Annotated in this window: 16 protein-coding genes and 1 pseudogene; 8 read left to right on the top strand and 9 right to left on the bottom strand. The window is 69.2% G+C overall.

The annotated features are described in order from the left end of the window. Positions 1-180: 180 nt before the first annotated feature. The 4 genes from ACGGAQ_RS28990 to ACGGAQ_RS28975 are packed head-to-tail and all read left to right on the top strand — an operon-like array spanning position 181 to position 5,433. Positions 181-1,896 carry a glycosyltransferase family 2 protein gene (locus tag ACGGAQ_RS28990; protein ID WP_393054641.1) on the top strand — a complete coding sequence of 572 codons (1,716 nt, stop codon included), beginning with the start codon at positions 181-183 and terminating at the stop codon, positions 1,894-1,896. After that, complete coding sequence (locus tag ACGGAQ_RS28985) at positions 1,884-3,017, top strand: glycoside hydrolase family 26 protein (RefSeq protein ID WP_393054639.1); 1,134 nt, start codon at positions 1,884-1,886, stop codon at positions 3,015-3,017. Before ACGGAQ_RS28990 ends, ACGGAQ_RS28985 begins: the two co-directional genes overlap by 13 nt. A gap of 19 nt (positions 3,018-3,036) precedes the next feature. After that, positions 3,037-4,578, top strand: coding sequence for a glycosyltransferase family 39 protein (locus tag ACGGAQ_RS28980; protein WP_393054637.1), 1,542 nt, complete (start codon positions 3,037-3,039; stop codon positions 4,576-4,578). Between the two features lie 36 nt (positions 4,579-4,614). Beyond that, on the top strand, positions 4,615-5,433 hold the full coding sequence (locus tag ACGGAQ_RS28975) for a hypothetical protein (protein ID WP_393054635.1): 819 nt from the start codon (positions 4,615-4,617) through the stop codon (positions 5,431-5,433). A gap of 56 nt (positions 5,434-5,489) precedes the next feature. On the opposite strand, the gene ACGGAQ_RS28970 is transcribed toward ACGGAQ_RS28975, so the two are convergent. Further along, positions 5,490-6,062: a hypothetical protein gene (locus tag ACGGAQ_RS28970; RefSeq protein WP_393054633.1), complete on the bottom strand. Its 573-nt coding sequence runs from the start codon at positions 6,060-6,062 to the stop codon at positions 5,490-5,492. A 240-nt stretch (positions 6,063-6,302) separates the two neighbouring features. Further along, entirely contained in the window at positions 6,303-6,782 is a 480-nt protein-coding gene (locus ACGGAQ_RS28965) for a hypothetical protein (RefSeq protein WP_393054631.1), read from the bottom strand. Between the two features lie 807 nt (positions 6,783-7,589). Between ACGGAQ_RS28965 and ACGGAQ_RS28960 the strand changes: the two genes are divergently transcribed. Further along, a complete protein-coding gene (locus ACGGAQ_RS28960) occupies positions 7,590-8,702 on the top strand; it encodes a hypothetical protein (RefSeq protein ID WP_393054629.1) in 1,113 nt (370 codons plus the stop codon). Between the two features lie 618 nt (positions 8,703-9,320). Next, on the top strand, positions 9,321-9,887 hold the full coding sequence (locus ACGGAQ_RS28955) for a hypothetical protein (protein WP_393054627.1): 567 nt from the start codon (positions 9,321-9,323) through the stop codon (positions 9,885-9,887). A gap of 1,160 nt (positions 9,888-11,047) precedes the next feature. Here ACGGAQ_RS28955 and ACGGAQ_RS28950 read toward each other — a convergent pair. The 3 genes and pseudogenes from ACGGAQ_RS28950 to ACGGAQ_RS28940 form a co-directional block, all read right to left on the bottom strand. Next, positions 11,048-11,362, bottom strand: coding sequence for a hypothetical protein (locus tag ACGGAQ_RS28950; RefSeq protein WP_393054625.1), 315 nt, complete (start codon positions 11,360-11,362; stop codon positions 11,048-11,050). Then, positions 11,359-12,116: pseudogene (locus ACGGAQ_RS28945) on the bottom strand (transposase); the annotation flags it as partial. The pseudogene ACGGAQ_RS28945 and the gene ACGGAQ_RS28950, both read right to left, overlap by 4 nt. A 61-nt stretch (positions 12,117-12,177) precedes the next feature. Continuing rightward, the gene (locus ACGGAQ_RS28940) at positions 12,178-13,452 is read right to left on the bottom strand and encodes a DUF1479 domain-containing protein (protein WP_393054623.1); all 1,275 of its coding nucleotides are present in this window, start codon (positions 13,450-13,452) and stop codon (positions 12,178-12,180) included. Between the two features lie 88 nt (positions 13,453-13,540). Here ACGGAQ_RS28940 and ACGGAQ_RS28935 point away from each other — a divergent pair, with 88 nt between their 5' ends. Beyond that, entirely contained in the window at positions 13,541-14,635 is a 1,095-nt protein-coding gene (locus ACGGAQ_RS28935; RefSeq protein ID WP_393054621.1) for an ROK family transcriptional regulator, read from the top strand. Positions 14,636-14,975: 340 nt separating this feature from the next. Here ACGGAQ_RS28935 and ACGGAQ_RS28930 read toward each other — a convergent pair whose 3' ends face one another. After that, positions 14,976-16,082: a glycosyltransferase family 4 protein gene (locus tag ACGGAQ_RS28930; protein WP_393054619.1), complete on the bottom strand. Its 1,107-nt coding sequence runs from the start codon at positions 16,080-16,082 to the stop codon at positions 14,976-14,978. Between the two features lie 540 nt (positions 16,083-16,622). Between ACGGAQ_RS28930 and ctaD the strand changes: the two genes are divergently transcribed. Next, positions 16,623-18,623 carry a cytochrome c oxidase subunit I gene (gene ctaD / locus ACGGAQ_RS28925; protein WP_393054617.1) on the top strand — a complete coding sequence of 667 codons (2,001 nt, stop codon included), beginning with the start codon at positions 16,623-16,625 and terminating at the stop codon, positions 18,621-18,623. 153 nt (positions 18,624-18,776) lie between these two features. On the opposite strand, the gene ACGGAQ_RS28920 is transcribed toward ctaD, so the two are convergent. The 3 genes from ACGGAQ_RS28920 to ACGGAQ_RS28910 form a co-directional block, all read right to left on the bottom strand. Next, positions 18,777-19,844 (bottom strand): aromatic acid exporter family protein, encoded by a 1,068-nt coding sequence (locus ACGGAQ_RS28920; RefSeq protein WP_393054615.1) that lies wholly within the window; start codon positions 19,842-19,844, stop codon positions 18,777-18,779. Positions 19,845-20,378: 534 nt separating this feature from the next. Continuing rightward, positions 20,379-21,263, bottom strand: coding sequence for a class I SAM-dependent methyltransferase (locus ACGGAQ_RS28915; RefSeq protein ID WP_393054613.1), 885 nt, complete (start codon positions 21,261-21,263; stop codon positions 20,379-20,381). A 170-nt stretch (positions 21,264-21,433) separates the two neighbouring features. Beyond that, complete coding sequence (locus ACGGAQ_RS28910) at positions 21,434-22,537, bottom strand: FUSC family protein (RefSeq protein ID WP_393054611.1); 1,104 nt, start codon at positions 22,535-22,537, stop codon at positions 21,434-21,436. Positions 22,538-22,626 lie beyond the last annotated feature (89 nt).

Raw genomic sequence — 22,626 nt, 5'->3', positions numbered from 1 at the left:
GTCATCGCCAGCGACAGCCGGCGGTCTCCCGTCGCCGGGCAGGGCATCGCCGTCGCTCCGGCCCCGACCTCGATCGGAGGGTCGTCGGAGCCGCCTGACCGTCGGCAGCGCAACGTCCGGGCGCGCCGCGCCTACGCCGCGTGCGGTACGACGGCCGGACCCTTGATCGCGCCGGGGCACGTGGCGGCGCCGGTCCAGTTCCGGCCGGCCCTGTCGCCCGCGTCCCGGCTGATCCTGACGCTTCTGGTTCTGGTCAACAGTGCGGCCGGGCTGCTGTTCGTCGGGTGGCTGCTGCTCCCGGCGCACGTGCCGGGGCCCGGCGTGACCGGGATGGGCAGCTGGCAGACGACTGCGGCCCGGCTCGGCTTCTGCGTGGTCGTCGGCGTGGAGTTGATCCGCCTCGCGCAGAACGTCGTGATCTGGGTCTTCGCGTTCCATGCCAAGGATCCGGTCCCCGTCGATCCGCCCGTCGGCCTGCGGGTGGCGCTGCTCACCACCATCGTGCCCAGCAAGGAGCCGCTCGACGTCGCCGAGCGGACCCTGCGGCGGATGCGGCAGATTGTCTACTGCGGCCAGGTCGACGTCTGGATCCTCGACGAGGGAGACGACCCCGCGGTGAAGGAGATGGCCGCGCGGCTCGGGGTGCGGCACTTCAGCCGCAAGGGCCGACCCGAGTACAACCAGCCGAGCGGCGAGTTCCGGGCCAGGACGAAGTCGGGAAACCACAACGCCTGGCGGGCCGAGCACGAGCACGGCTACGACGTGGTCGCCAACGTCGACCCGGACCACGTGCCGTTGCCCGGCTTCCTGGAACGGACCCTCGGCTACTTCCGCGACCCGGACGTCGCCTTCGTGGTGACCCCGCAGGTCTACGGCAACATGCACCAGAACTGGGTCGCGCACGGCGCGTCGGTGCAGCAGTACCTCTACAACGGACTCATCGCGCGCGGCGGCAACGGGCTGGACGCGCCACTGCTCACCGGCACCGGCCACCTCTACCGACCGGCGGCCTGGCGCAGCGTCGGGGGCTACCAGGACTCCATCATCGAGGACCACCTCACCAGCATCCGGGTCCACGCCGCCGTCAATCCGCACACCGGCAACCGGTGGAAGGGCGTCTACACCCCGGACGTGGTGGCCATCGGGGAGGGCCCCACCTCGTGGGCCGACTACTTCAACCAGCAAAAGCGGTGGGCGGCCGGCATCTGCGAGATCCTGGTCCGACCCGAGCTGCGCGCACCGCGCGAGCTGGGCACGCGGCGCCGCTGGCAGTACCGGCTGCTCCAGTTCTACTACCCGAGCGTCGCCGTCGGCCTCCTGCTGGGCAACCTCGCCACCGGCCTGTACCTGCTCACCGGCGTCGGCACGGCCCAGCTCGACGTGACCGTGTGGTCGGTGCTCTGGGCCGGCACCATCGGCACCTGGTTCGCGCTCTGGCTCTGGCTGCGCCGCTTCAACATCGCCCCGCACGAACGGGAGGAGATCGGTGTGGTCGGCATGGCGCTGGCCCTCTTCACCGGTCCCGTCTACGTTGCCGCCGCGGTCGGCGCGCTGCTGCGGCGCAAGCTCGCGTTCGTGGTGACGGCCAAGGGGAAGCTGCGTACCACGGAGTCGCTCGGCACCTTCCGGCTGCACTTCGGCTGGGCGGCCCTCGCCGCCGCCGTGCTCGGCGCGAGCTTCCTGCTGGACCACGGCCTGACCCTGCTGTGGGTCTGGCCGGTGCTGACCCTCCTGACCGGCCTGGGCCCGCCGCTGATCGCCGTCGTCTCCGGTGTGACGCGCCGTGGGCGACACCGCGACGACGCGGCCCGCGCCGCCGCGCGTACCCGTAGCGAGGACCGCCACCCGCCGAGGACGCGGGTGCCGGCGGAACGGAGTGTGCCATGGCGAGGCTGACCCTGCCGCGGAGCATGCTGGCGCTGATCATCGCGCTGCTGCTCACGTACGCCTTCGTGATCGCGCCGCGCACGGCGTCGGGAGCCCGGGAGGAGGCCGCGGCGACGGCCGCACCGAGCGCCCCGGCGACGCCCGCACCACCGCCGCGCCCGGAGCCGGTGCTCTTTCCGCCGGCCGGGAAGACGTTCATCGGCGTCATGACGAACGAGGGTCCGTACGACTTCACGCCGGTGAATGCGTTCGCCGCCGCCGCGAAGCGTCAGCCGCAGGCGATGCTCTTCGGCGCGGGATGGGCGTCGGCGGCCTTCGACCGGGTGCTCTTCGACCGGATCCGCGACCGGGGCATGCTGCCGATGCTGGCGTGGGAACCGTGGGACTACCGGCTGGACGAGACGTCCCGTAAGAAGGGCTTCAGCGCCCGCAAGATCGACAGGGTCCGCTCGGACCAGCCCCGGTACCGGCTGGCCCAGATCACGCGGGGGAGCTTCGACCCGTACCTGCGGTCGTGGGCGCAGGGCATCAAGGCCCTCGGGTACCCGGTGGCCATCCGGTTCGCCCACGAGATGAACGGCGACTGGTACCCGTGGTGCGAGACGGCCAACGGCAACCGGCCGGGTGACTACGTCAAGGCATGGCGGCACGTCCACGCCGTGTTCAAGGCCGCCGGGGTGCAGAACGTCATCTGGACGTGGAGCCCGAACGTCAGGTGGGACCACTCCACCCCGAAACTCGCCACGCTCTATCCGGGCGACGACTACGTCGACTGGGTCGGGCTCTCCGGCTACTACGGCACCGGGGCGCTCTCGACGTACCGGTCCTTCGACGCGATCTTCAGCCCGACGATCCGGGAGATCCGCGGCTTCACCCACAAGCCGCTGGTCGTCACCGAGACCGGCGCCTCCGACGGCAAGGGGCGCAAGGCCGAGTGGATCCGGCAGGCCTTCGAGCTGCTGCCCCGCCACCCGGACATCATCGGCGTGATCTGGTTCGAGGCGCGCAAGGAGGTCGACTGGCGGATCGTCAGCTCGCCCGCCGTCGCCAAGGCCTTCGCCCGCGCCGTCGCCGCCCCCCGGTACGACGTCGGCTGGTCGCCGGCGATGGTGCCGCGTATCCGGGTCTAGGAATAGGCCGTCCGCCGCCGTGAGCGTGCCCCAGCCCGTCAGGTCGGACCGGCACCCCACCGCGCCCGGCCGCGCGGCGCCGGCCGCGTCGGCGCGCCGGGCGGGCGCGCCGGTGTCGCGTACCCGCGTCGCCCTGCCCGTCAGTCTCGTCGCGTTCGCGGTCGCGGCCCTCGGCAGCGGCGGCCGCGAGATCTGGTTCGACGAGTCGGTCAGCTGGCTGACCACCACCCTCGCGTGGCCGGATCTGCGGCATCTGCTCGGCAACATGGACCTCACCCACGCCCTCTACTACCTGGCCCTGCGCGGGTGGACCGCGCTGGCCGGGGACTCCACCCTCGCCCTGCGGTTCCCGTCCATCGTCGGCACAGCGGTGGCCGCCGGCGCGCTCACCCTGCTCGGCGCGAAGCTGTACGACGGCACCGTCGGGGTCACCGCCGGTCTGCTCTTCGTCGCGATCCCGTCGGTGTCCCGGTACGGGCAGGAGGCCCGCTCGTACGCCTGGGTCGTCGCCCTCACCGTGCTGGCTACGCTCGCCCTGGTCGGGGCGCTGGACCGGCCCTCGTGGCCGCGGTGGGTCCGCTACGGCGGCTGCCTGCTGGCGTTGACCTGCCTGCACGCCGTCGCGGCGACGGTGCTGGCAGCCCACGCGCTGCTGGTCGGCTCGGCGGTCCGCCGCGGCGGTGCCCGGCGGACCCGGTGGGCCTGGGCGCTCACCGTGCTGGTGGTCGCCGTGGCCGCGGCGCCCCTGCTGTACGCGGCGTCCCGCCAGGCCGACCAGGTCTCCTGGATCACCCGCGACCAGGCGGCGCTCGCCCGCTTCCCCCGGGAGCTGTTCGGCTCCCTCCCGGTCGCCGTGACGTTCGTCGGGACCGGCCTGGCCGGCGCCGCCGTGCTCTGGCGCCGGCGGCGCGCACTGCTCCTTCCGCTGCTGGTCTGGGCCGTGGCGCCGGCGGTGTGCTGCTACCTGAGCCACCCGCTGGTGCACCTCTTCCTGGCCCGGTTCGTGTTGTTCACGCTGCCCGCCTGGGCGCTGCTGGCGGCGGTCGGGATCGCCGTGCCGGTCGCCGCGCTGCGGCGCGCGCTGCCGGCGGGCGGGCCTGCGGCGGTGCTCGGCGCGGCCGTGCTGGCCGTCGCCGGGGTGGGCCTACCGGGCCAGGTGGAGGCCCGACGCAGCCCGGTGCCGGGGGAGGCGGACTACCGCGCCGCCGCCGCCCTGATCGACCGGCGGTACGAGACCGGTGACGGCATCGCCTACTCCGGTTGGCGCGGGTGGAGCGCCCCACTGCCGATGGCGTACCAGTTGCGCACGGCGCCGCGGGACGTCTTCCTCGCCGTGCCGCCCGGCCGGTCCGGCGGGTTCTGGGCGATCGACTGCGTCGACCCCGCTCCCTGCCTGGGCGACGTCCGGCGGATCTGGCTGGTCGTCGGCGGGGCGGGCGACCCGTACGAGGGCATCCCGCCCGCCCGGGCCGAGCTGCTCCGCCGCGAGTTCGCCGTCACCGGCACCGACCGGTTCGTCGGGGTGGCCGTGGTGCTGCTGGCCCGCCGTCCCGGTCCGTGACCACTGGGGCTACCTGTCCGGTTGTAGGTGTGACCCGTGGACGCCGAGCCCATCGCGGTGACCGTGCAGGCCGACAAGCCGGACACGGGCCAGCTCGACTGGCAGGTCCGGATCTCGGGGTGCCAGGCACCGCATCCGCGGATCCGGATCGGTGGCCGGTCGGCGCAGAGTTTGTGGCGGGAACGTGAAGACGTCAGCGGGTCGCCAGGGCGTCTTCTTGTCCGGGCGGAACTCACGGTCGAGGCGCTCGGCCGTGATCAGGTCGACCAGGTGCGGGGCGTGGGTAGCCATGGTCGTACGGACGCCGCTGTCGCCGTCGTTGAGCAGCCGGATGACCGCATCTGCTGGCAGTTCCTGGCTTCGTGCCGCGGAGCGTCGGAAGCAGATGCACGGCGAGGACACGGTCGGCAGCGGGTCGGCGGTGACCCAATCGAGGCGCAGATACCGCAGTTCGCCGCGGACGGCTTCGGCTGGGTACGCCATCCCGACGGAAGGACGGACCGGCTCACCGCTCCCGGCGCCCGGTGGTCGGGGATCTCCGCGGCCCAGGGGACCTGGGCAGTTGGTCGTATCGGCACCGGCAGCGGGGACGAGGACACTGCCCTGGTGCGCTGGGACCTGCGGACCGACGTGGCGGCCGCCGTCCACCCGGCGCTGGTATCAACGCAGGACGTCAACAGTCTTGGCACCGTGCTCGGCGACCGAACCGTTGCGCACGGCGACCGGCTCGTCGCCCTGGGCGGCGCCATCCCCGATGTCCAGGATCCCTTCGGCTGGGGAATCGCCGATGACGGCCTCGTCGTAGGCTCCGTCAACGGTTCCCGACTGCGCCCAGCGCGCTGGATCAACTGTTGAATCAGCCGGCGCCACGTCCAGAGCCCGGCCCTCTCAAGACGGCCGGCCTCCCCGCGTCACGCCGCCGCTCGGCTCATCGCGGCACTGGCCAGCCCGTTCAACGTGGTCAGATCGGCCGCCCCCAGGTACGAGTCCGACATCATGACCACCACCACGTAGCGGCCGACCGCGGCGGCGACATAGCCGACGTAGCGGTCGCCCTCGTCGTAGGTGCCAAGGAACAGCACAGTGTCGGGCCCGAGGTGATCCTCGGCGACCGGGTCGAAGCCCTCCTCGTCGCCGCCCACCCCGCACCGGGCGAGCTGCGCCTTCAGTTCGGCGATGTACACGTGTGCCCCATCGCCGCGGTACCTGGCGACGTTCTCGTAGATCCGAAATCGGGTACCGAGATCGGCCGCCTCGGTGCGGTTCACCACCGGCTGCGGCACCGGCGTGTCCGCACACGGCTGGGGTAGCAGCGACCACACCAGCCCGTCCTCCACCGGCCCCGGCACGGCCCCGCCGAGATCCTCCGGCTGCAACATGACCCGGTCAGGGATCCCCCGTGGCCGCTGCTGCGCCGCCGCTGGCCCGCTGGCCGACACCAGCCCCAGGATCACGGCCGTCACCACAATCAAAGTCCTTCGCATGCGAACCATCCTCTACATCGCCGGCAACCGATGGATGGGCATGCGTGCCCAGCTTTCCCTAGGTACACGTACTCCCCACCCGGTGCCGCGGCATCGCGGTTCATCGTCTGACGTCGCACCCGGGGCCGCCCATGCGTGCGGTGTCGCCTCCGCCTCACGGAGGCGGCGTCCGGGGGCGCCACACGTTCAAGATCAGGTACGCGGATCTGCCGCCGATGGTGCGCTGCCGGGTGGTGCATGTCAGGCGCCGAAGCCTGCGTAGCGCCCTCCGTAGCGGTGTGCGAGGGCTGTCAGCTGCGGCACCCGGGCATGATGGGCCGGGTCAGGCGGCAGATCGGGAAATGCTGCGGCGATGTGTCGCCGACTCGAAGGGACAGATCGCTCAAGCGATTGCTCACTAACCTGGCCGCCGAGGTCGGTCAAGCGCGCGATGCATGCGGCCACGATGTCGGGCTCGTCTGGGAGGTCAAGGTAGTAGGTGGTTCGCCGCGGCGACGGCTCGGGATAGTCGCCGTACTCTTCCGACATCGCCCAATGCATGCGTTGGCATAGATCGGCCAGCAAGGCATTCATTTCGCCGGCCGAGGCGCCGTCAGGCAACGGTCCGTGGTCGGTGAGGCGGCTGAGCAGACGGCGCACCAGGTCCGGTGGGAGCTCGTCGGCCATGAGGTGACCGTGGACGGTCACCAACACGCTGAGCAGGGCCTGCAGATCCGACATGGGTAGTGCTCGAGTGGGCGACTCCATGCACGCCACGGTAGTGACCTCGGCTCACCTCATTTCTCGCCCACGTCAGCCGTCACCCGAGATTGAATGCACTGTCATGCCGCGGTCCGCGTCACCTAACTCGACTCGTATCCGTTGGCGCTCGGGTCTGGTGCACCGACAGGTGACATCTGCGCTGGCTTGCCCTGCGGGCAGGCTGGAAGGATGTTGCTGTGCCACTTGTCGCACCCGGCCATGGTCCGGTGCGCGCTTCGGCCGCCTTGTGCGCGCGCCGGTCCTGGTCTGCTCCTGTCGGATGACGTGGCGTGTCGAAGCGCTGACGACCGCGACATCCCCCGGTGACCGCAGGGTGTGTGACTGCCGTGGCCCTAGTGGCTCCCGATTAGGGATTGTTCGGCTGGACAGCGCTTCGGCTGCGGAAACGGGAGGAGACCACCGCTAGCGTGCGGGACCTTCTGCTTGCCCGCGGGTGATTCTGCAGAACGACCGTCGTGCTCTTAGGCAGCCCAGCGATTGGAAGCCCGGTCCCAGCGCACGTAGTGCGATGGTCGATCCCGTGGACTGGTTTGACGGCTTCCTCGATACGGCCAACAACGGCGTCGACATCCGCGGCGACCGGGATGCCTACCACCCGGTGGAGAACGATGAGGCGCCATTTAGGCTTTGATCGATGACCTTGACGCTGCTAGTCTGCGTTCAGAATCGGGATTTGTACGCGTCCGGTGGCTGGGTAGGCGCGTCTCTTCGTCATGCGAGGAGAACGCCTTGTCGTACAGGGAGCTCGCCCGTACAACCCGTTCCGTGGTTTTCCCCATCGGATTTCTCGCCCGGTTGCCGTATGCGATGACACCGCTGGGCACGCTGCTGCTGTTGCAGCATGTCACGGGCAGCTACGCCTTCGCGGGGGCAGCCGCCGCAGCTCAGAGCCTCGCCATCGGCGTGGGAGGTGTCATCGTCGGACAGCTGGCCGATCGCATCAGCATCCGTCAGCTTGGCGTCTACATGGCCATTGCGAACGCCGTCGCTCTGGCCGGTCTCCTAGCCGCCACCCTCACCGATCGCCCGACACTTCTTGCCGCTGCCATCCTCGTCGGCGCGACTCAACCACAGGTAGGTCCGCTGATCAGAGTTCACTGGTCCTATCTGGCACAGTCGCGGCCTGAACAGCCAGGTCTGATGACCACCGCCCTGTCGTACGAAGCTGCTGCCGACGAAGCGAGCTTCATTGCTGGGCCTGCTGTTGTCGGGCTCCTCGCCGCGACCTGGGCGCCCGTACCTGCGGGTGCGCCGCTCACGGCCTGCATCGTGCTTCTCCTGGCGGCGGCGGCACCGGTGGCGCTGCTGTATACGACCGCACCCGAGCGGGCACCGTCACGATCCGCGGCATCGCCACTGCCCCGGACAGGGCTGGCAGCAATGTGTGCCGCCATGGCGATCATGGGCGCGATCTTCGGCACCGTTCAGGTAGGAGTGACGGCACACGCTACTGCGGCAGACAACCCGTCCACCGGAGGCTTATTGTATGCCGCACTTGGTGCGGGCAGCGCCATCGCCGGCATCGCCTATGCCTGGATCCCATCCCATGTGGCCCTGCGCACCCGCTATCGCCTCTTCGCTTTCGGGCTTCTCGTCGCCATGACCCTGCTACCCGCTGGCGGGACACGACTGCCATTTGCGGCGGTCATCCTGGTAGCGGGAATCGCCATCGCACCTTACATGATCACTATTTATGCCATCACCGAGCGGCTGGCGCCTACCCGAGTCGCGATCACCATGACCATCGTTTGCGCCGCCGGACCCGTCGGCACGGCTGCTGGCCAGTCACTCGCCGGCCTGCTCGTGGAGCAATTCGGGTACCGTGCGCCGTTCATGCTGCCGCCCCTGCTCGCGGCAGCTGCACTCATCCTCGTATGACAGCCCGAAACACGTCGGGTGACCACAGCTCATGCCCCAACGACAGCATCGGGCCGAAGGCTGAACAAACCGCCAGCAGAGGTTGAGCTGACCTTCCCCTGTTCCAGCGACCCTGGGGTAAACACTCCGAGGTTCTTTGGCGGTATGGAACCGGTTTGGGGGAGCAGGTGGGGAGCAACGGGGTGCCCTGAACGGCCTTGAACTGCGTCCAACGGCATCGAACGACGCGCAACTGCACCCACCCCAGCCTGCGGCTCCTCGTTTCCGCAGGCCAGAGTCGGTAGCCTCGCCGCCTGGCGACACGGTTCCCTGGACGTGATACGCGCACTGGCTCGGCAAGAACGAGCTCCCAGCTCAATCGCCGCCCTCTGAATGCCGGAGACCCTCTCGCATCGCCGAGGTAGCGGGCCCTCATCTAGCCGCCGACCGTGCGCGCTGGTGCGGAGCGTCCGTCACCCCCGGCAGCTGTCGGAGGTCGTGCCGATTTGCAGCATGTGGCAGCGGCATCGGGTGACCGGGGCCGTGGCGGCCGACGATCTGTCCGAGGTCGCGGCAGCGGTGGCCCGCATGGCCCCTTTGCGGATGCGTACGCTCGGCTTGAAATGACACACTCCAGGAGTGGAAAGCCTTCAGTGCGCGTCGTGCGGGAACGAGTTGAGCGTTCCGCTGCGGCTGGTCGAGCTGCCCGCCGGACCGCACTGGTCGCTGCTGGACCACCACCATGTGAACCCTCCGCGGCTCCAACCCGGCACCTATGCGATCGACGCGGCCGTCTACGGCCGTGATCAGGTCGTCAACACGTTCGTGCTCTCGCCCGGCGACGTCCGTGGCACACGATTCGTCCACGACCTCGTTCAGGTCGGCTGCTGGTCTCTCGTGGCATGGAACCCTTGCGTAGCCTGCGAGAAGTGCTGCGCCTTGGTCGCTTCTCGGACCGACGACTGCGATGTGGCCCAGGAGACGCGCTTTTATCCATCTATGGTCGTCCTGACGACGTGCGACGATAAGGCGGGCATCATCCCAGACCCGTTCGCGTTGATCGCTGACTGGGACAACGAAGCGCCCGACACCAGACGATACGGCTGGGTGCCCAAACCCGTCCGGCAGCGGCCGGAGCTTACGGCCACTCGCTGGAGCGGCCGAGATGTGAAATCGGATCTCTACCGGGACGACCCACCTGCCTGACCAGACGGCCGGGATCGGTCCACCAAGCGGCATACGGGATCTGCCGGTACCTCGACAGGGGCTATCGGGCTCATCGCCGAGTCGCCACCTGCGCACTCATCTGCCGCGATCCGCGCCTCTGCAGCTGAGCTGTTGGGCCTCGGTTGAGCCGTTTTGGGAGCCCGCTCACGATGAGCGGGCTCCCCGGAGCCTGGCCCGGCTCGAACGGTGCTGCCATCCCTGGGTCAGTGACGTGCGGTACGGCGCCGCACGTGGGGCAGGCCGGCCTGCGAGGCTAGTGCGTCCAAGCCCTGGTGGGAAGTCCGTTTACGTCCGGGGGTTGTTCCTGCTCCCCATTCTGGTAGGCCCGGCCGTCACCCATGTCCGTAGCGGCGAGGAGGTGGCTGCTCCGATGGCCGTACCTCGGGCCAGCGTCCGCCATCGGGCCAAGAACGACCTGCGGGACTATCTACCGCCGGTCAGCGGCCGCAGCGTAGTCACGAGCTGGGATCGGGGGAGCAGGTGGGGAGCAACAGGGTGCACTGAACGGCCTTCAACTGCACCGAACTGCACCCGACGGCCCGCAACTGCACTCGCCCGGCCTGCGGTTTTCCATCTCTCCAGGTCAGAGTCGGTGCGGCGTCCTGTTTCACCGCGGAGTACTCCACAGTTCCGCGCAGCAGTCGACGATGCTCTATGTCCCTTGGCGGGGTGTGTGCGCAGATCAACGCGGTGTGGAGTCGTTGGTTGGCCCGGCCTTGCAACTGGGGGCAGATTGGGTGCAGGTTAGCGAAGAGGTCACCGAGCCCGAAGTACTCACCGACGCCGGACAGAGATGAGGGCTTCTACCTGCGGTGATGCGGTCGATGGGTGCGGTGTGACTTCCCAGTGGATACCGAAGTGGTCACCCATCGCTGCTCCCAACAGGCCTAGTGCAGCGCGGCGTGTCGGGCTGCCGGTCTCGTCGTCGCACGGCCGACCGTCATCGACGAACGACGATTAAAGTGGCATCCCTGGGCCTCGCCGATGTGCTCGTGAAGGCCTCAACGCTGGTGATGGGCCTGGTCGAGTTCATCGCAGATTTCGTCCTGGATCTCGATCGCGCCGGGCAGGTGGTAGAGGGCTGTTTGGCGGTGCCAGGCGCCCGACGGCTGAGTCGGGGGGTGTCCCTATGGGTTTGGTCAAGTCCCGGAGGGTGTCGACGTCAAACGGTAGGTGAGGTCGTCGAGGCAGGCGGTGAGGTCGGCGATGGTGGACATTTCGTAGTGGGTGCTGAGGACGGCGCCTGTGGAGATGTGGGCGAGGTCGAGTTCGGCTTCGCCGCTGGTCCAGATGGTCAGTTGTGCCTCGCGGTCGGTGGTGGTGCAGACGATCCAGGCCGCTGACTTGTCGCGGGTGGGTCCGCGATGCAGTTCCCATTGCACGCCTGCGTTGTTCCATTGGTTGGCGCGGGCGTGCACGATGGCAGCGAAGTCGTCGAGGTCCAGGTCCTTCACGCCGCTGATGCTAGTGCCGGCAGCGGCCAGGGCTGGTAGGGGATTTTGTCGCGGAGCATGGCGAACAGGACGTCGCAGCGGCGGCGGGCGAGGCAGATGAGGGCGGCGTTGGGGCGTTTGCCTGCGGCGCGTTTGCGGTCGTAGTAGGCCCGGCTGACAGGGTCGGCGAGGGATGCGAACGCGGCGAGGAAGAACGCGCGTTTGAGGGCTTTGTTGCCGCCGCGGGGTGGGTGTTCGCTGCGGATGCTGCTTCCGGATCGGGTCACTGGCGCGAGGCCGGCGTAGGCGGCGAGGTGGCCGGGGGTGGCGAAGCTGCTGCCGTCGCCGACGTCGAGCAGGATCCGGGCGGCGGTCCTGACGCCGATGCCGGGCATCGAGGTCAGGACCCGGCAAGAGGGTGCGCATCAAGCATCCTCTCGACCTGATTGACGACCTGGTCGCGTTGTCGCAGGACATCGCGGAGGCTGTCGGCGAGGCGGGGCAGGATCGTTTCCGCCGCTGTCGTGCCGGGGACGGTGACGCTCTGCTCGTCGAGGGCGGTCATGATCTGCTCGACGAGCCGTTCGCCCATGCGGGGTGCGTGAACGGCGGCGATCGAGAGCAGTTTGCGGCGGCCGGCCTTGCGCAGTCCAATCGGTCCGCCGCAGCGCGACAGCAGCTCCAGCACAGCTTTGTGCTGCGCTTTCGGGCCGAGGACTCGTTCCAGGGCGGGGTGGATCTGGGTGAGCAGGCCGGCCGCCAGGGCGCGTATCCGCTCAGTCGTTGTGTCTCGGTAAGGCAGAGGCCGGAAAGAGGCGTGCAGCGTTCGTGGATGTCTAGGCGATTCCGAGGCCGCGGCGGCCGGTTTCGTTGAGGTCTTCGGGCTGGAAGCGGTTGGGCCATTCGCGCTCGTAGTCCTCGGCGGGGAAGTCCGAAGGGCTCGATCCGCTGAGGAACGCCTCGCGGACGTTGGCGGCGTACTTCTCGTTGCGGGGGCACCACGGTGCGGCGGGGATGTACATGACGTTGCCCCAGCCCTTCTGCGACTCGACCGGCGCGACACTGTGGATCATGTCGGCGTGCCACCAGACCGAGTCACCGGCCTGCACGTCGGGGATGCCGGCCAGTGCCTCCATGAGCGGGGCGTGCCACTTGTGGCCAGCCGGGAAGACCTGGTTGACGGTAACGCCACACATGTCGTCGTCGGGGACGTCGGACAGCAGCGGGCGCAGCATCAGGTACGCCATAGCCTCGGGAATCGGCACGGTGTGCAGCACACCCTGGTCGTGGGCCATGTCAGACAGGGCGGTCCAGCCCTGGAAGGTGCGGAATGCCGAGCACATGGTGGTGCCGGGGTACTGCGGGCCGTCGGTGCGGTGCGCGGCGTCCCACGGGTCGTACTGTTCGACGCTGCCGTCGAACAGGTGCCGGAACGCCTGCTGGTAGGCGCTGGTCATCCACAGGTCCAGGGTGCCGGGGTCGAGGTGGGTGCCCAGGCCGGCGGAGTCGGCGCCCTCGGGGCGGCGGCGGATGCGGTCGGGGTAGAGCGAATCCCTGTTCGGGTCGAACCACTGCACGCCGTCAGACTCCGACTTCCACTGGCTGTTGAGGAAGGCCTGGACGGCCGCCATCCGGTCGCTCTGGCGGGCCTGCATCTGCGCGGGCGACCAGTAGATCGGGTAGATCTCGGGCTTGGAGCCGACGCTGCCGAAGAAGTCGTCGCCGGGGCCGCGGTAGTTCTCGAAGAAGTTGTTGCTCTCGACGTAGTCGACGATGTCCCGGTCCCACGCGAGGGCCTGGTCGCGGTCGAAGTGGCCGCGCACGACCAGGCAGCCCCGGCGGCGCAGCAGGTCGAGTTGCTCGGCGGTGACGGTGCCGTTCGCGATGTCGGCGTAGTCGATGACCGGCCAGACGCTCTCGCCGCGACGGCGGGCAGTGTTGATGTCATCGATGGCGGCCTGGACCCGCTGTTCGACGACGGCGAAAACCTCGTCGACCGTACGCCCGGAGGCCTCGATCTGGGCGCGCAGCGCGGCCTTGATCTCCCGGGTGGCCGCTTTGAGGTCGGTGGGGGTCTGCTCCCAGTGCGGCAGTGTGGTGCTGGTCGACACGGCGTCTCCTTCTAGTTAGCCCCCGTTACTTGAAAGACTTTACTGGGTCGAAACTCTTCTAGGCAATAGCCCTGACTAGAATGTTGGCGTGGAGCCCACCTTGCCGTCGCAGGAGATCGTCCGGTCGCTCACCGACGAGCACGTGCTTCGCGCGTTGATGCAGCACCGTCGACTTACTCGCGCCGAGCTTGCCGTCGAGATCGGCATCTCCAAGCCGACAGCGGGAGAGAGCGTGCGCCGGCTGACCGAACGCGGGCTGGTGGCCGACACAGGTGAGCGCACCCCGGGTGGTCGCGGTCGCGGTCGGGTGGGCTCGTACTACGCCCTCGCGCCGGCGGTGGGCGTGGCGCTGGCGGTCGTCATCGCCCCGGAGGGTGTCGTGGCGGAGTGCCTGGACGTCTACGGCGACACCGTGTCGCGCGCGGTCCGACCGATCGACCGGCCGGCCCGCCCGAGCCAGGCTGCCGATGCGCTGGCCGCCGCGGCCGCCGAGGTTCTCGCCGCAGCCGGCCGGCCGGCTCGGCTGGCCGTCGTCAGCGCGGCTGACCCGGTAGATCGCGCCACCGGCCGCCTGGTGCAGCTGCCCGATTCACCTTTCCTGGTCGGTGACCTCGACCCGGTCGCCGTCCTCGCGCCGCGCGCGGGCGGCCCGGTCGTCGTCGACAACGACGTGAACTGGGCGGCGCTGGCCGAGCGGAACACCGCCCGCGACTTCGCTTACCTCTTCTTGGGTGAAGGGCTGGGCTGTGCGATCGTCAGCGACGGCGAGGTCCGCCGCGGGCATACCGGCCTGACCGGTGAGATCGCCCACCTGCTGACCGTCGGGCCGGGTGGTCGCGCGGTCCGCTTGATCGAGGTTTTCGACGAGCTGGGTCTGCGCCGCGACGGCTCGACCGCGATCGACGTCGAGCGGCTCCTCGACAGCGACCCCGCGACGCGGGAGCTCATCGGCCAGGCCGTTGCCGGTGTCGTCGCCGCCGTGGTCGCGCTTGCCGACCCGCAGGAGATCGTTGTTGGCGGTTCGTGGGGCCCGACCCTGATTGGCAGCATCCGCTCGGCGACAACACGGATGCCGCGCGAGGTCCCCGTGCGGCCCGCCGTGCTGACCGACGAGCCGGTTCTGGCCGGTGTGCGCGCGGAGGCGCTCAACCGCCTCCGGTCAGCCATCACGACGACCGGCTGACCGGGCGTCCAGCTTTCAAATCGTCGAGTTTGTCGACAGGCCGCATGGCTACCGGTTGCTGCGCCTCCTGCCCACAGCCGATCGGCCGCTGCGGCTGTCGGAGTTCAACGACCTGTTCACTTCCGTTGTGCGAGAGGCCGAGCCGGCTCGAGCAGTCACCGAGCCGCATCCCGTGGTCACCACCGCCAACGCCGCGCCCATTGCCACCGCATCGCGCGATACACACCCTCGCCCGCCGCGCCGAAAGGATGCGTCGAGTGACGTTCGACGTGACCGAGCAGCGACCCGCGCCGGGTACTTCGATGCTCTTGTATCCGTCCCCCGGAGGCTCCAGACGGGGTCAGCCGACCGGCTCGCTTACGTCTGATCCGGCACTGGCCTCGGCGAGGAACCGTCGGTAGACCGCCTCATAGCCGTATGCCATCCGGGAGGTCGAGAAGTTCTCCGCCACGTGCGCCACGCAGTCCGCTGGGTCGAGCCGCTTCACGGCGCGCAGAGCGTCCGGTAGCTCCTCGGATCGCTCGCAGACCAGCCCGGTGACCCCGGGGCGGACCAACTCCGGCGCCGCGCCTCGGGCGAGCGCGACCACCGGCGTTCCGGTTGCCATCGCCTCCACCATGACCATGCCGAACGGCTCCTCCCACCGAATGGGCATGATCAGGCACCGGGCTTCCACCAGCATTCGCAGGGTGGCCTCCCGGTCGGCGTTGAAAACCACGGTGACGTCCTCGCCGAGCATCGGCTTGACCACCTCGTCGTAGTACTGGCGCTCGGACGGCTCGTTGCACTTGCCCGCGAGCAGCAGCGGCAACCCGGCGGCCCGACACGCACGGATCGCCACGTCCGGGCCCTTGTCAGGACTGAACCGAGCCAGCCACAGCACCGGCCCTACGCCGGGTGCGCTCTTGTACGGGATGCTTCGGGGGTCCAACGCATTGTGCACCGTGCCGGCCCACGGCAGCCCCGGATTCAGTCGACGCTGGCTGTGCGAGATGGCGACCAGGCCGACCCCTCGGTCGGTGTCGCTGAGCACGTCGCCGTGCTCGCCCACCGGGTTGCCGTGCACGGTCGCCACCGTCGGTACGGCGCGGCGCCCGGCGACCAGCGGACCGATAAGGGTGTGGTCGTGGACCAGGTCGAAGTCCGCCGCCTTGATCAGGTGCTTCACCCGGGCCAGATGGGCCAGCTCAGGCAGCGACTCGCCGAGTCGCTCGAATTGCACGTCGGGTGCGGTGGAGACGAAGCTGCGGGCCACGGTGCCGTGCTGGTCGCCTACGCCGAACAGGGTCACCTCGTGACCGTGTAGCACGAGGGCGTCCACCAGGCCGGCGACGACCTGCTCGACCCCGCCATAGCCCGGTGGTGGCACGGGCAGCCAGGGTGGAACGACCATCGCGATGCGCAGGGGTCGATCGCGGGTGAGCGCCGCTGCCTGGTTCACGGCCATGAGTTCTCCGATCGGTCACCGGTACGCGTGGTCGACCGCCACCTTCCCCTCGAACGGCATTACTAACCGGCCACTCAGCGTCAGGCCGCAACTGACTGTCCAATCACTGAGCGCAACAAGCGCGCCCTGACCGTTCACTCAGCCTTACGGACCACGCCCTACGATTCGCGGCGCCGATCTCGCGGTCCGCAGATTCCGGGGCTCGGCTACGCGCGGCGAACGCAGACCCGGCCCGACCGCCGGGTCCCTGCGAGCGATTGGCCCTGCTGTGCGCATGGTTTTCGAGCGCCGTCGTGCTCACGGACCCCACAGGATGGGCACTCAGCCCCTCGGAAATCTGCCGTCGTGACGTCGCCACGTCACCCCGCCGTCGCGTCACCCGTTGACGCCACCGCGGCAGCTGAGCGGCACCCCCGGACGAGGTGCTCCTGACCGCGCGCTCAGTATCGTCCGCCGGATTTGCCGGAGAAGCACCTTTCGTTGTGACTCGGCCGCTTACGATCGTTGAGCGTCTTACCGACCCAGGTCTGGGAGTGAGTCATGCCAAAGCCGGCGAGTACTGGGCCTGGTCAGAGTCGTCACCCGGCGATCCTGGCCCCGGCGAGGTCCGGTGGCTACCCCGGGCCGCTACGTCGAGCAGTGCCCGGTAATGCCCTGCTCAGGCTGCTTGCCACCACCGACGCCAAGCAGATCGGCCTGCTCTACCTGATCTCGTCGTTCTTCTTCTTCATCGCCGCGGGCATCGAGGCGCTGCTCATGCGCGGCGAACTGGCCCGCCCGGGGCTGCAATTCCTCTCACAGGAGCAGTACAACCAGCTGTTCACCTCGCACGGCACGATCATGATGTTCCTGTTCGCCACCCCCCTCGCCTTCGCGTTCGGCAACTATCTCGTGCCCCTGCAGATCGGCGCACCCGACGTCGCCTTCCCCAGGCTGAACGCGTTGGCCTACTGGCTGTACCTGTTCGGCGGGCTGATGGTGCTGGGCTCCTTCATCACCCCAGCAGGTGCCGCGGACTTCGGATGGACGGCCTACCCGCCGCTGAGCCAGGTGGAACACACACCAGGGGTGGGCGGCAACCTCTGGGTCATCGGGCTGGTGCTCTCGGGGGTCGGCACCATCCTCGGGTCGGTCAACCTGATCACCACCACCCTGACCCTGCGCGCCCCGGGGATGACGATGTGGCGAATGCCGCTGTTCACCTGGGCCATGTTCATCACCGCGTTGATGGCGATCGTGGTGTTTCCGCTGCTGTCGGCGACGCTCCTCGCCCTGCTGTCCGACCGCGTGCTCGACAGCCACGTCTACGACGCGGGCAACGGCGGTCCGCTGCTCTACCAGCACCTGTTCTGGTACTTCGGCCATCCCGAGGTCTACATCGTGGCGCTGCCGTTCTTCGGCATCATCAGCGAGGTGCTGCCGGTCTTCTCGCGAAAACCACTGTTCGGCTACAAGGGCATGGTCCTGGCACTGTGGGCGATCTTCATCTACTCCCTGAACGTGTGGGCGCACCACATGTTCGCCACCGGCCAGGTCCTCCTGCCCTTCTTCTCCGCGACGACCTTCATCATCGCCGTGCCCACCGGAGTGAAGTTCTTCAACTGGATCGGCACCATGTGGAAGGGTCAACTGACGTTCGAGACCCCGATGCTGTTCGCCACCGGGTTCCTCGTCACGTTCCTCTTCGGCGGCCTGACCGGCGTGCTGCTGGCCAGCCCACCGGTCGACTTCCACGTCCACGACAGCTACTTCGTCGTTGGGCACTTCCACTACGTCCTCTTCGGCACCATCGTCTTCGCCGCGTTCTCCGGCGTGTACTTCTGGTTCCCGAAGATGACCGGGCGGCTGCTCGACGAACGAATCGGCAAGGTCCACTTCTGGACCATGTTCGTCGGTTTCCACACCACCTTCCTGGTCCACCACTGGCTGGGCAACCGCGGCATGCCCCGCCGCTACGCCGACTACCTACCGCAGGACGGGTTCACCACCCTGCACACCATCTCCACCATCGGGTCGTTCGTGCTCGGTACGTCCACCCTGTTCTTCATCTACAACGTCTGGAAGTCCTGGCGCTTCGGCGTCGCCGTCTCCGTCGACGACCCCTGGGGGTACGGGAACTCCCTGGAATGGGCCACCACCTGCCCGCCCCCGCTGCGCAACTTCGACCGCATCCCACGCATCCGCTCAGAACGCCCTGCCTTCGACGCCAAATACGGCCGCCTGGTCGCCGACCTCGGCCGTGACCTGCCGCAGCGTGCCGCCAAGCCGCCGCAGAAACTCCGCGACCAACTGCACCGCGAACGGCATGTGCCGGAGACACCCGGCGCCGAGGGTGTCCACGGCGCCGAGGCCGCGACCAGATACCAGGAGATTCCGCAGTCCGGTGCCCGCCCCGTCGAGGTACCCGAACCGGAGCAGACGCGCCGCCCGAGCTTCGAGCGGACCACGGAAGCCGACGAGAACCCGCTGGATTCCCAACGCGGAGACGAGGCCCCGCCGCAATGGCGCCACCCCGGCGAGGAGGACGACGAGAGAAGGTAAGGAGGCGGGTCGCCAGTCCCGCCTACCCCTTTACGGACCAGCGTCCCGTTCAACCACGCCGCGCGGCAGCCCATGGGGTGTCGTGCAGGTAACGGTAGTTTTCAGCAGGACACAGCCACCTGCGCCGTCAGTGGCGTCATCACCTCTGCCATCTCAAGCGCTTTCGCCGTAACGTTCCCGTGTCAGCCGGTTGGCCGTCTCCGGATCGAGACCGCTGGCGCGGAGCAGGTCACTCGCCGCGACCCGCATCTGGGTGACCAGGGTCTGACTGAACCGGCCGGTGGCAACGTCGCCGGCCTTGCGGGCGCTGCGCATGGCCTCAAGGGCTGTCGCCCGCGCCCGCTGCGGATCACGTCCTGAGACGCGTTCAGCCCGAAGGTGCTCGGTGGCGTCGGCGAGTTGCCTGAGTGTGCTGGTCAGCTCCCGCGGAACCACCTCGTCGTACTGCAACGCGGTCGCCGAGGTACGCGCCAGATCCTGTGCGTCGCCAACCAACCGTTGACCATGCTCAGCGAAGTGGGCGAACTGTTCCACGTCATTTCGCCGGAGCCATCTCGCCGGAGCCAGACTCACCACCTCCTTCGCCCCGTCGAGCGCCTGCGACAATCGTGCGAAATCGGGTCCCGAGCCCCGCAGGCGCTGCAGGGCAGCGGTCGCCTGCTCAGCGTCACGCTCATTCAGAGCGGTCGCGATAGTGCGTAGTTCCGCGCTGATCAGCTGGACGATCGGCGTGGCCGCCCGGTCGAGAATGCGCATCGGGTTGACCGGAAACAAGAGCGTGACCACCACCAGCCCCACCGCCCCACCGATGAACGCATCCAGAATTCTGGGCCACTCGAGGTTGGGGTCCACCGGCGACAGGGTCACGATCACGACAGCCGAAGCACCCGCGTGGGCCACGATCGCGCCGCTGCCACCGGAAAGGAACAGCGCGATCGCGATCGCGATACCCACCGCCAGACCGATCTGCACCGGTCCCGGACCGACGGTATAGAGCAGAGCGTCTCCGATGAGGATTCCGATTACCACCCCGATCAGCGTCTGGGCGGTTCGTCGGACCCGCTGACCGATTGCGGCGACGATCGTTCCGATCGCCGCGGACGGAGCGAAAACCGGCGCAGGAATGCCCAACACGTCGTGCCCGATGACCCAGGACAACGCCGCGGCCAGCGCTGCTTGCACCGTGATCACCAGGATGACGTTCGTCAGGCGCAGCCGCACCCGCCACTCCCGACGACCACGCTGGCGAGCCCGCTCTGCCGCCTTGCGCACCTGGCTCGCTACATCGTCAACGTCGGAGGGCGGACCGGGCGGGCGCTCCTGGGCAGCACACATGCGCGTGACTACCCAAAGCAGCGACCAACAAATCAGCGTCCAGTAGGTCCCGTCAACATCTTCCCGTCCGGGCAGCTATTCGCGACTGGCAGCGACCCGTCCCCGCAAGCCTGGCCCCGGCACAGCGGCGATCTGGCAGACGTCGTCGACCCGATGCTCGCCACGGCCTGAAGAGGTAGCGCGAGGATGGCGATTCGTCGCCGCGTCCACGAGGGTGTCGCCGTCGAGGTCGCAGTGCAGGACGACGCCGCCCACGACTGCCCGCTGGAGGCCTCCGTGCCTGTCGCGATCAGCGCGATTGCAGCTCGGGCTCGCGATGGTTGAAGGGGGGGGCGAGTCGGTGTTCCTGCTGAGGACAACCGGGCCAGCGCAAGACGTGTGTCCGTCGGGTCAGTGAGTGCGGGGCGGCGCGGTACGTCCTCAGCGGGACCCGTGCGGACGCCGTGCGCGAAGGAACACCGTGGCCATCGTGCGCCGCGTCGGCGTACCGGCCGCGGCCAGGGCGGTCATGTATGTGTCGAGACGCTCGCGATCGTCGTCGGTCAGGGCGGCGGCGATCGCTTCGCCGTACGTGGGGACCAGGGGGTTGGGTGCCACTCGCTTGAGTGCCTCCCAGTCCCCGATCGGGTCGGCGGGCACGTCGACCTGGGCGCGGTAGCTCAGCTCCACCGCCTCGAAGCCGGCGGATACTGCCCAGTCGACCAGGTCACGCTCGTCGAAGTCCATCATCGGTCGGGTGGTTTCCGCGGTGGTGCTTCGGTAGACATCGCTGACCTTGGCGATCAGGTCGTTGACGGGCGAGTTGCCCAAGCCGAACAGATCATCGGGCCGGAGCCGCTCCGCGAAGCCGTTGATGGGCTCGAACAGGGACATCCGTCCGCCCGGTCGCAGGACCCGGAAGAACTCCGCGAAGGCGGCGGCCTTGCGGTCGGAGTAGATGAGCACCGAGCGAGTGGTCACGACGTCGACAGAGGCGTCGGCGATTCCGGCGAGGTCATCGGCCGGCGCGACCACAAAGCTGCACCGCTCGTCGCCACCGGCGGTGCGCCGGCACTCGTCGAGCACATCCGGTGAGACATCGCTGAAGATGACTCGGCCGTCCGGGCCGAGCCGATCCAGCGCGCCGAACGCGACCAGTCCCGTCCCGCAGCCCACGTCGAGGACCACGTCGTCGGCCACCAGCTCGGCTCCCTCAAGGACGCCGTCACGGAACGCGGCCAGATCCAGGGCGTTACGGAAGCGCAGGCCCGCGCTGTCGCCGTCCCGGCGGGTCAGGAGCCACTGGGCCCACTTGTCCGGCGTCACCGGGTCATCGTAGTCCCGCCGCATACCCGGACGATCGTTCGCGAACAGCGAGAACCTGTTTGTCGGGCAACGCCACGCCGTCGTCGGTCGCCGCCGGGCGGTGGTGCCGGACGCTGTGACGCCGCATCACGTCGTGGCGCGGATCGTTGTCTCCGGCCGGACGACAGGCGTCACGCCCGGCGCAGGCCGAGCGCCTCGTCCACCCGGTCCAGCACCGTCATGTCGTCGTGGCCGACGCCGCGTAGCAGGTCGATGGCGGTCGACCGGATCTGTCCGACGATCATGGTGACCGGCAGCGGCGGGTCGGACCGGAGCAGGCCCGCGGCGATGCGGACCGCTTCCAGGGCCGCCGCGTCGGCCCGCTGCGCATGCCGGTCGGCGTCGGCGCCGCTCAGGTCGCTGGCCAGCGCCTCCCCGGCCGACCGTACGGCGGCGGTCAGCGCGCCGATCGCGGCGGCCAGTTCTGGCGGTGTGGCGGTGTGTCGGCGGGTCAGGGTCACACCGGCCCGGGTCAACACCCGGATGTTGCGGGCGGCGTAATCGAGCTGCCGCACCGTCGCTTCCACGTCGGCGAGCTTGCCCAGGTGCCGGCGGCGCAGCCCCAGCCGCAGCGTCTCACCGGTGGCGAGCACGGCGGTCTGCAGCTGGGCGACGCAGTCGTCCACCTGCCGGGCCTGGTCGAGCGCAGTGCGGGCGGCATCCTCGTCGCAGCCCTGCAGCGCCGCGTTCACCTCATCGAGCAGGTCGGCCAGGTCGGTGTAGCTGCGCCGGGCCTGCGCCACCAGCGGCGCCAGCGGGTCGCGGGCGGCCATCAGCTGGCTGGCGGCCAGCGCCACCGCGCCGCCGATGAGCGCGTCGACGAAGCGGAACGGCATCAGCGTCCCGTGCGGCGCGGCGACCACGACCAGGTACATGGCCGAGACGGTGGCCTGCACGACCAGGGCACGGCGGGCACCGATCACCACGAGCGTCGTGGTGGTCAGTACCAGCACCAGCAGGACCGTGCCGGTGCCCGGGCCCAGCGCGTACACCAGCAGCTCCGCGACGAGTACGGCGGCGGCCACGGCGAGCAGGATCTCGACGGTCTGCCGCAGCCGTCGACCCCGGGACTCACCGAGCACGACGAGCGCGGCGGTCGGGGCGTAGAACGGGTCCGGGTGACGGATCACCACCGCTGCCACGATCCAGGCGACCACCGCGGCGGCGGTCAGCTCGACCACGGTCATCCCGTCGCCCCGCAACCGCGCGACGGCGTCGCGCCCCCACGTCCGCACCGGTGATACCCCTTCCGCCCAGCGGACCGGGGACGGCCGCCGCTTGATCTTCCGCGAGGACGGGCACTACCCCGCCCGTGACCTGCTCA

The sequence above is a fragment of the Micromonospora sp. NPDC047557 genome, from assembly GCF_043205095.1.
GTDB lineage: Bacteria > Actinomycetota > Actinomycetes > Mycobacteriales > Micromonosporaceae > Micromonospora.
This window is presented reverse-complemented; position numbering and strand designations above follow the sequence as displayed.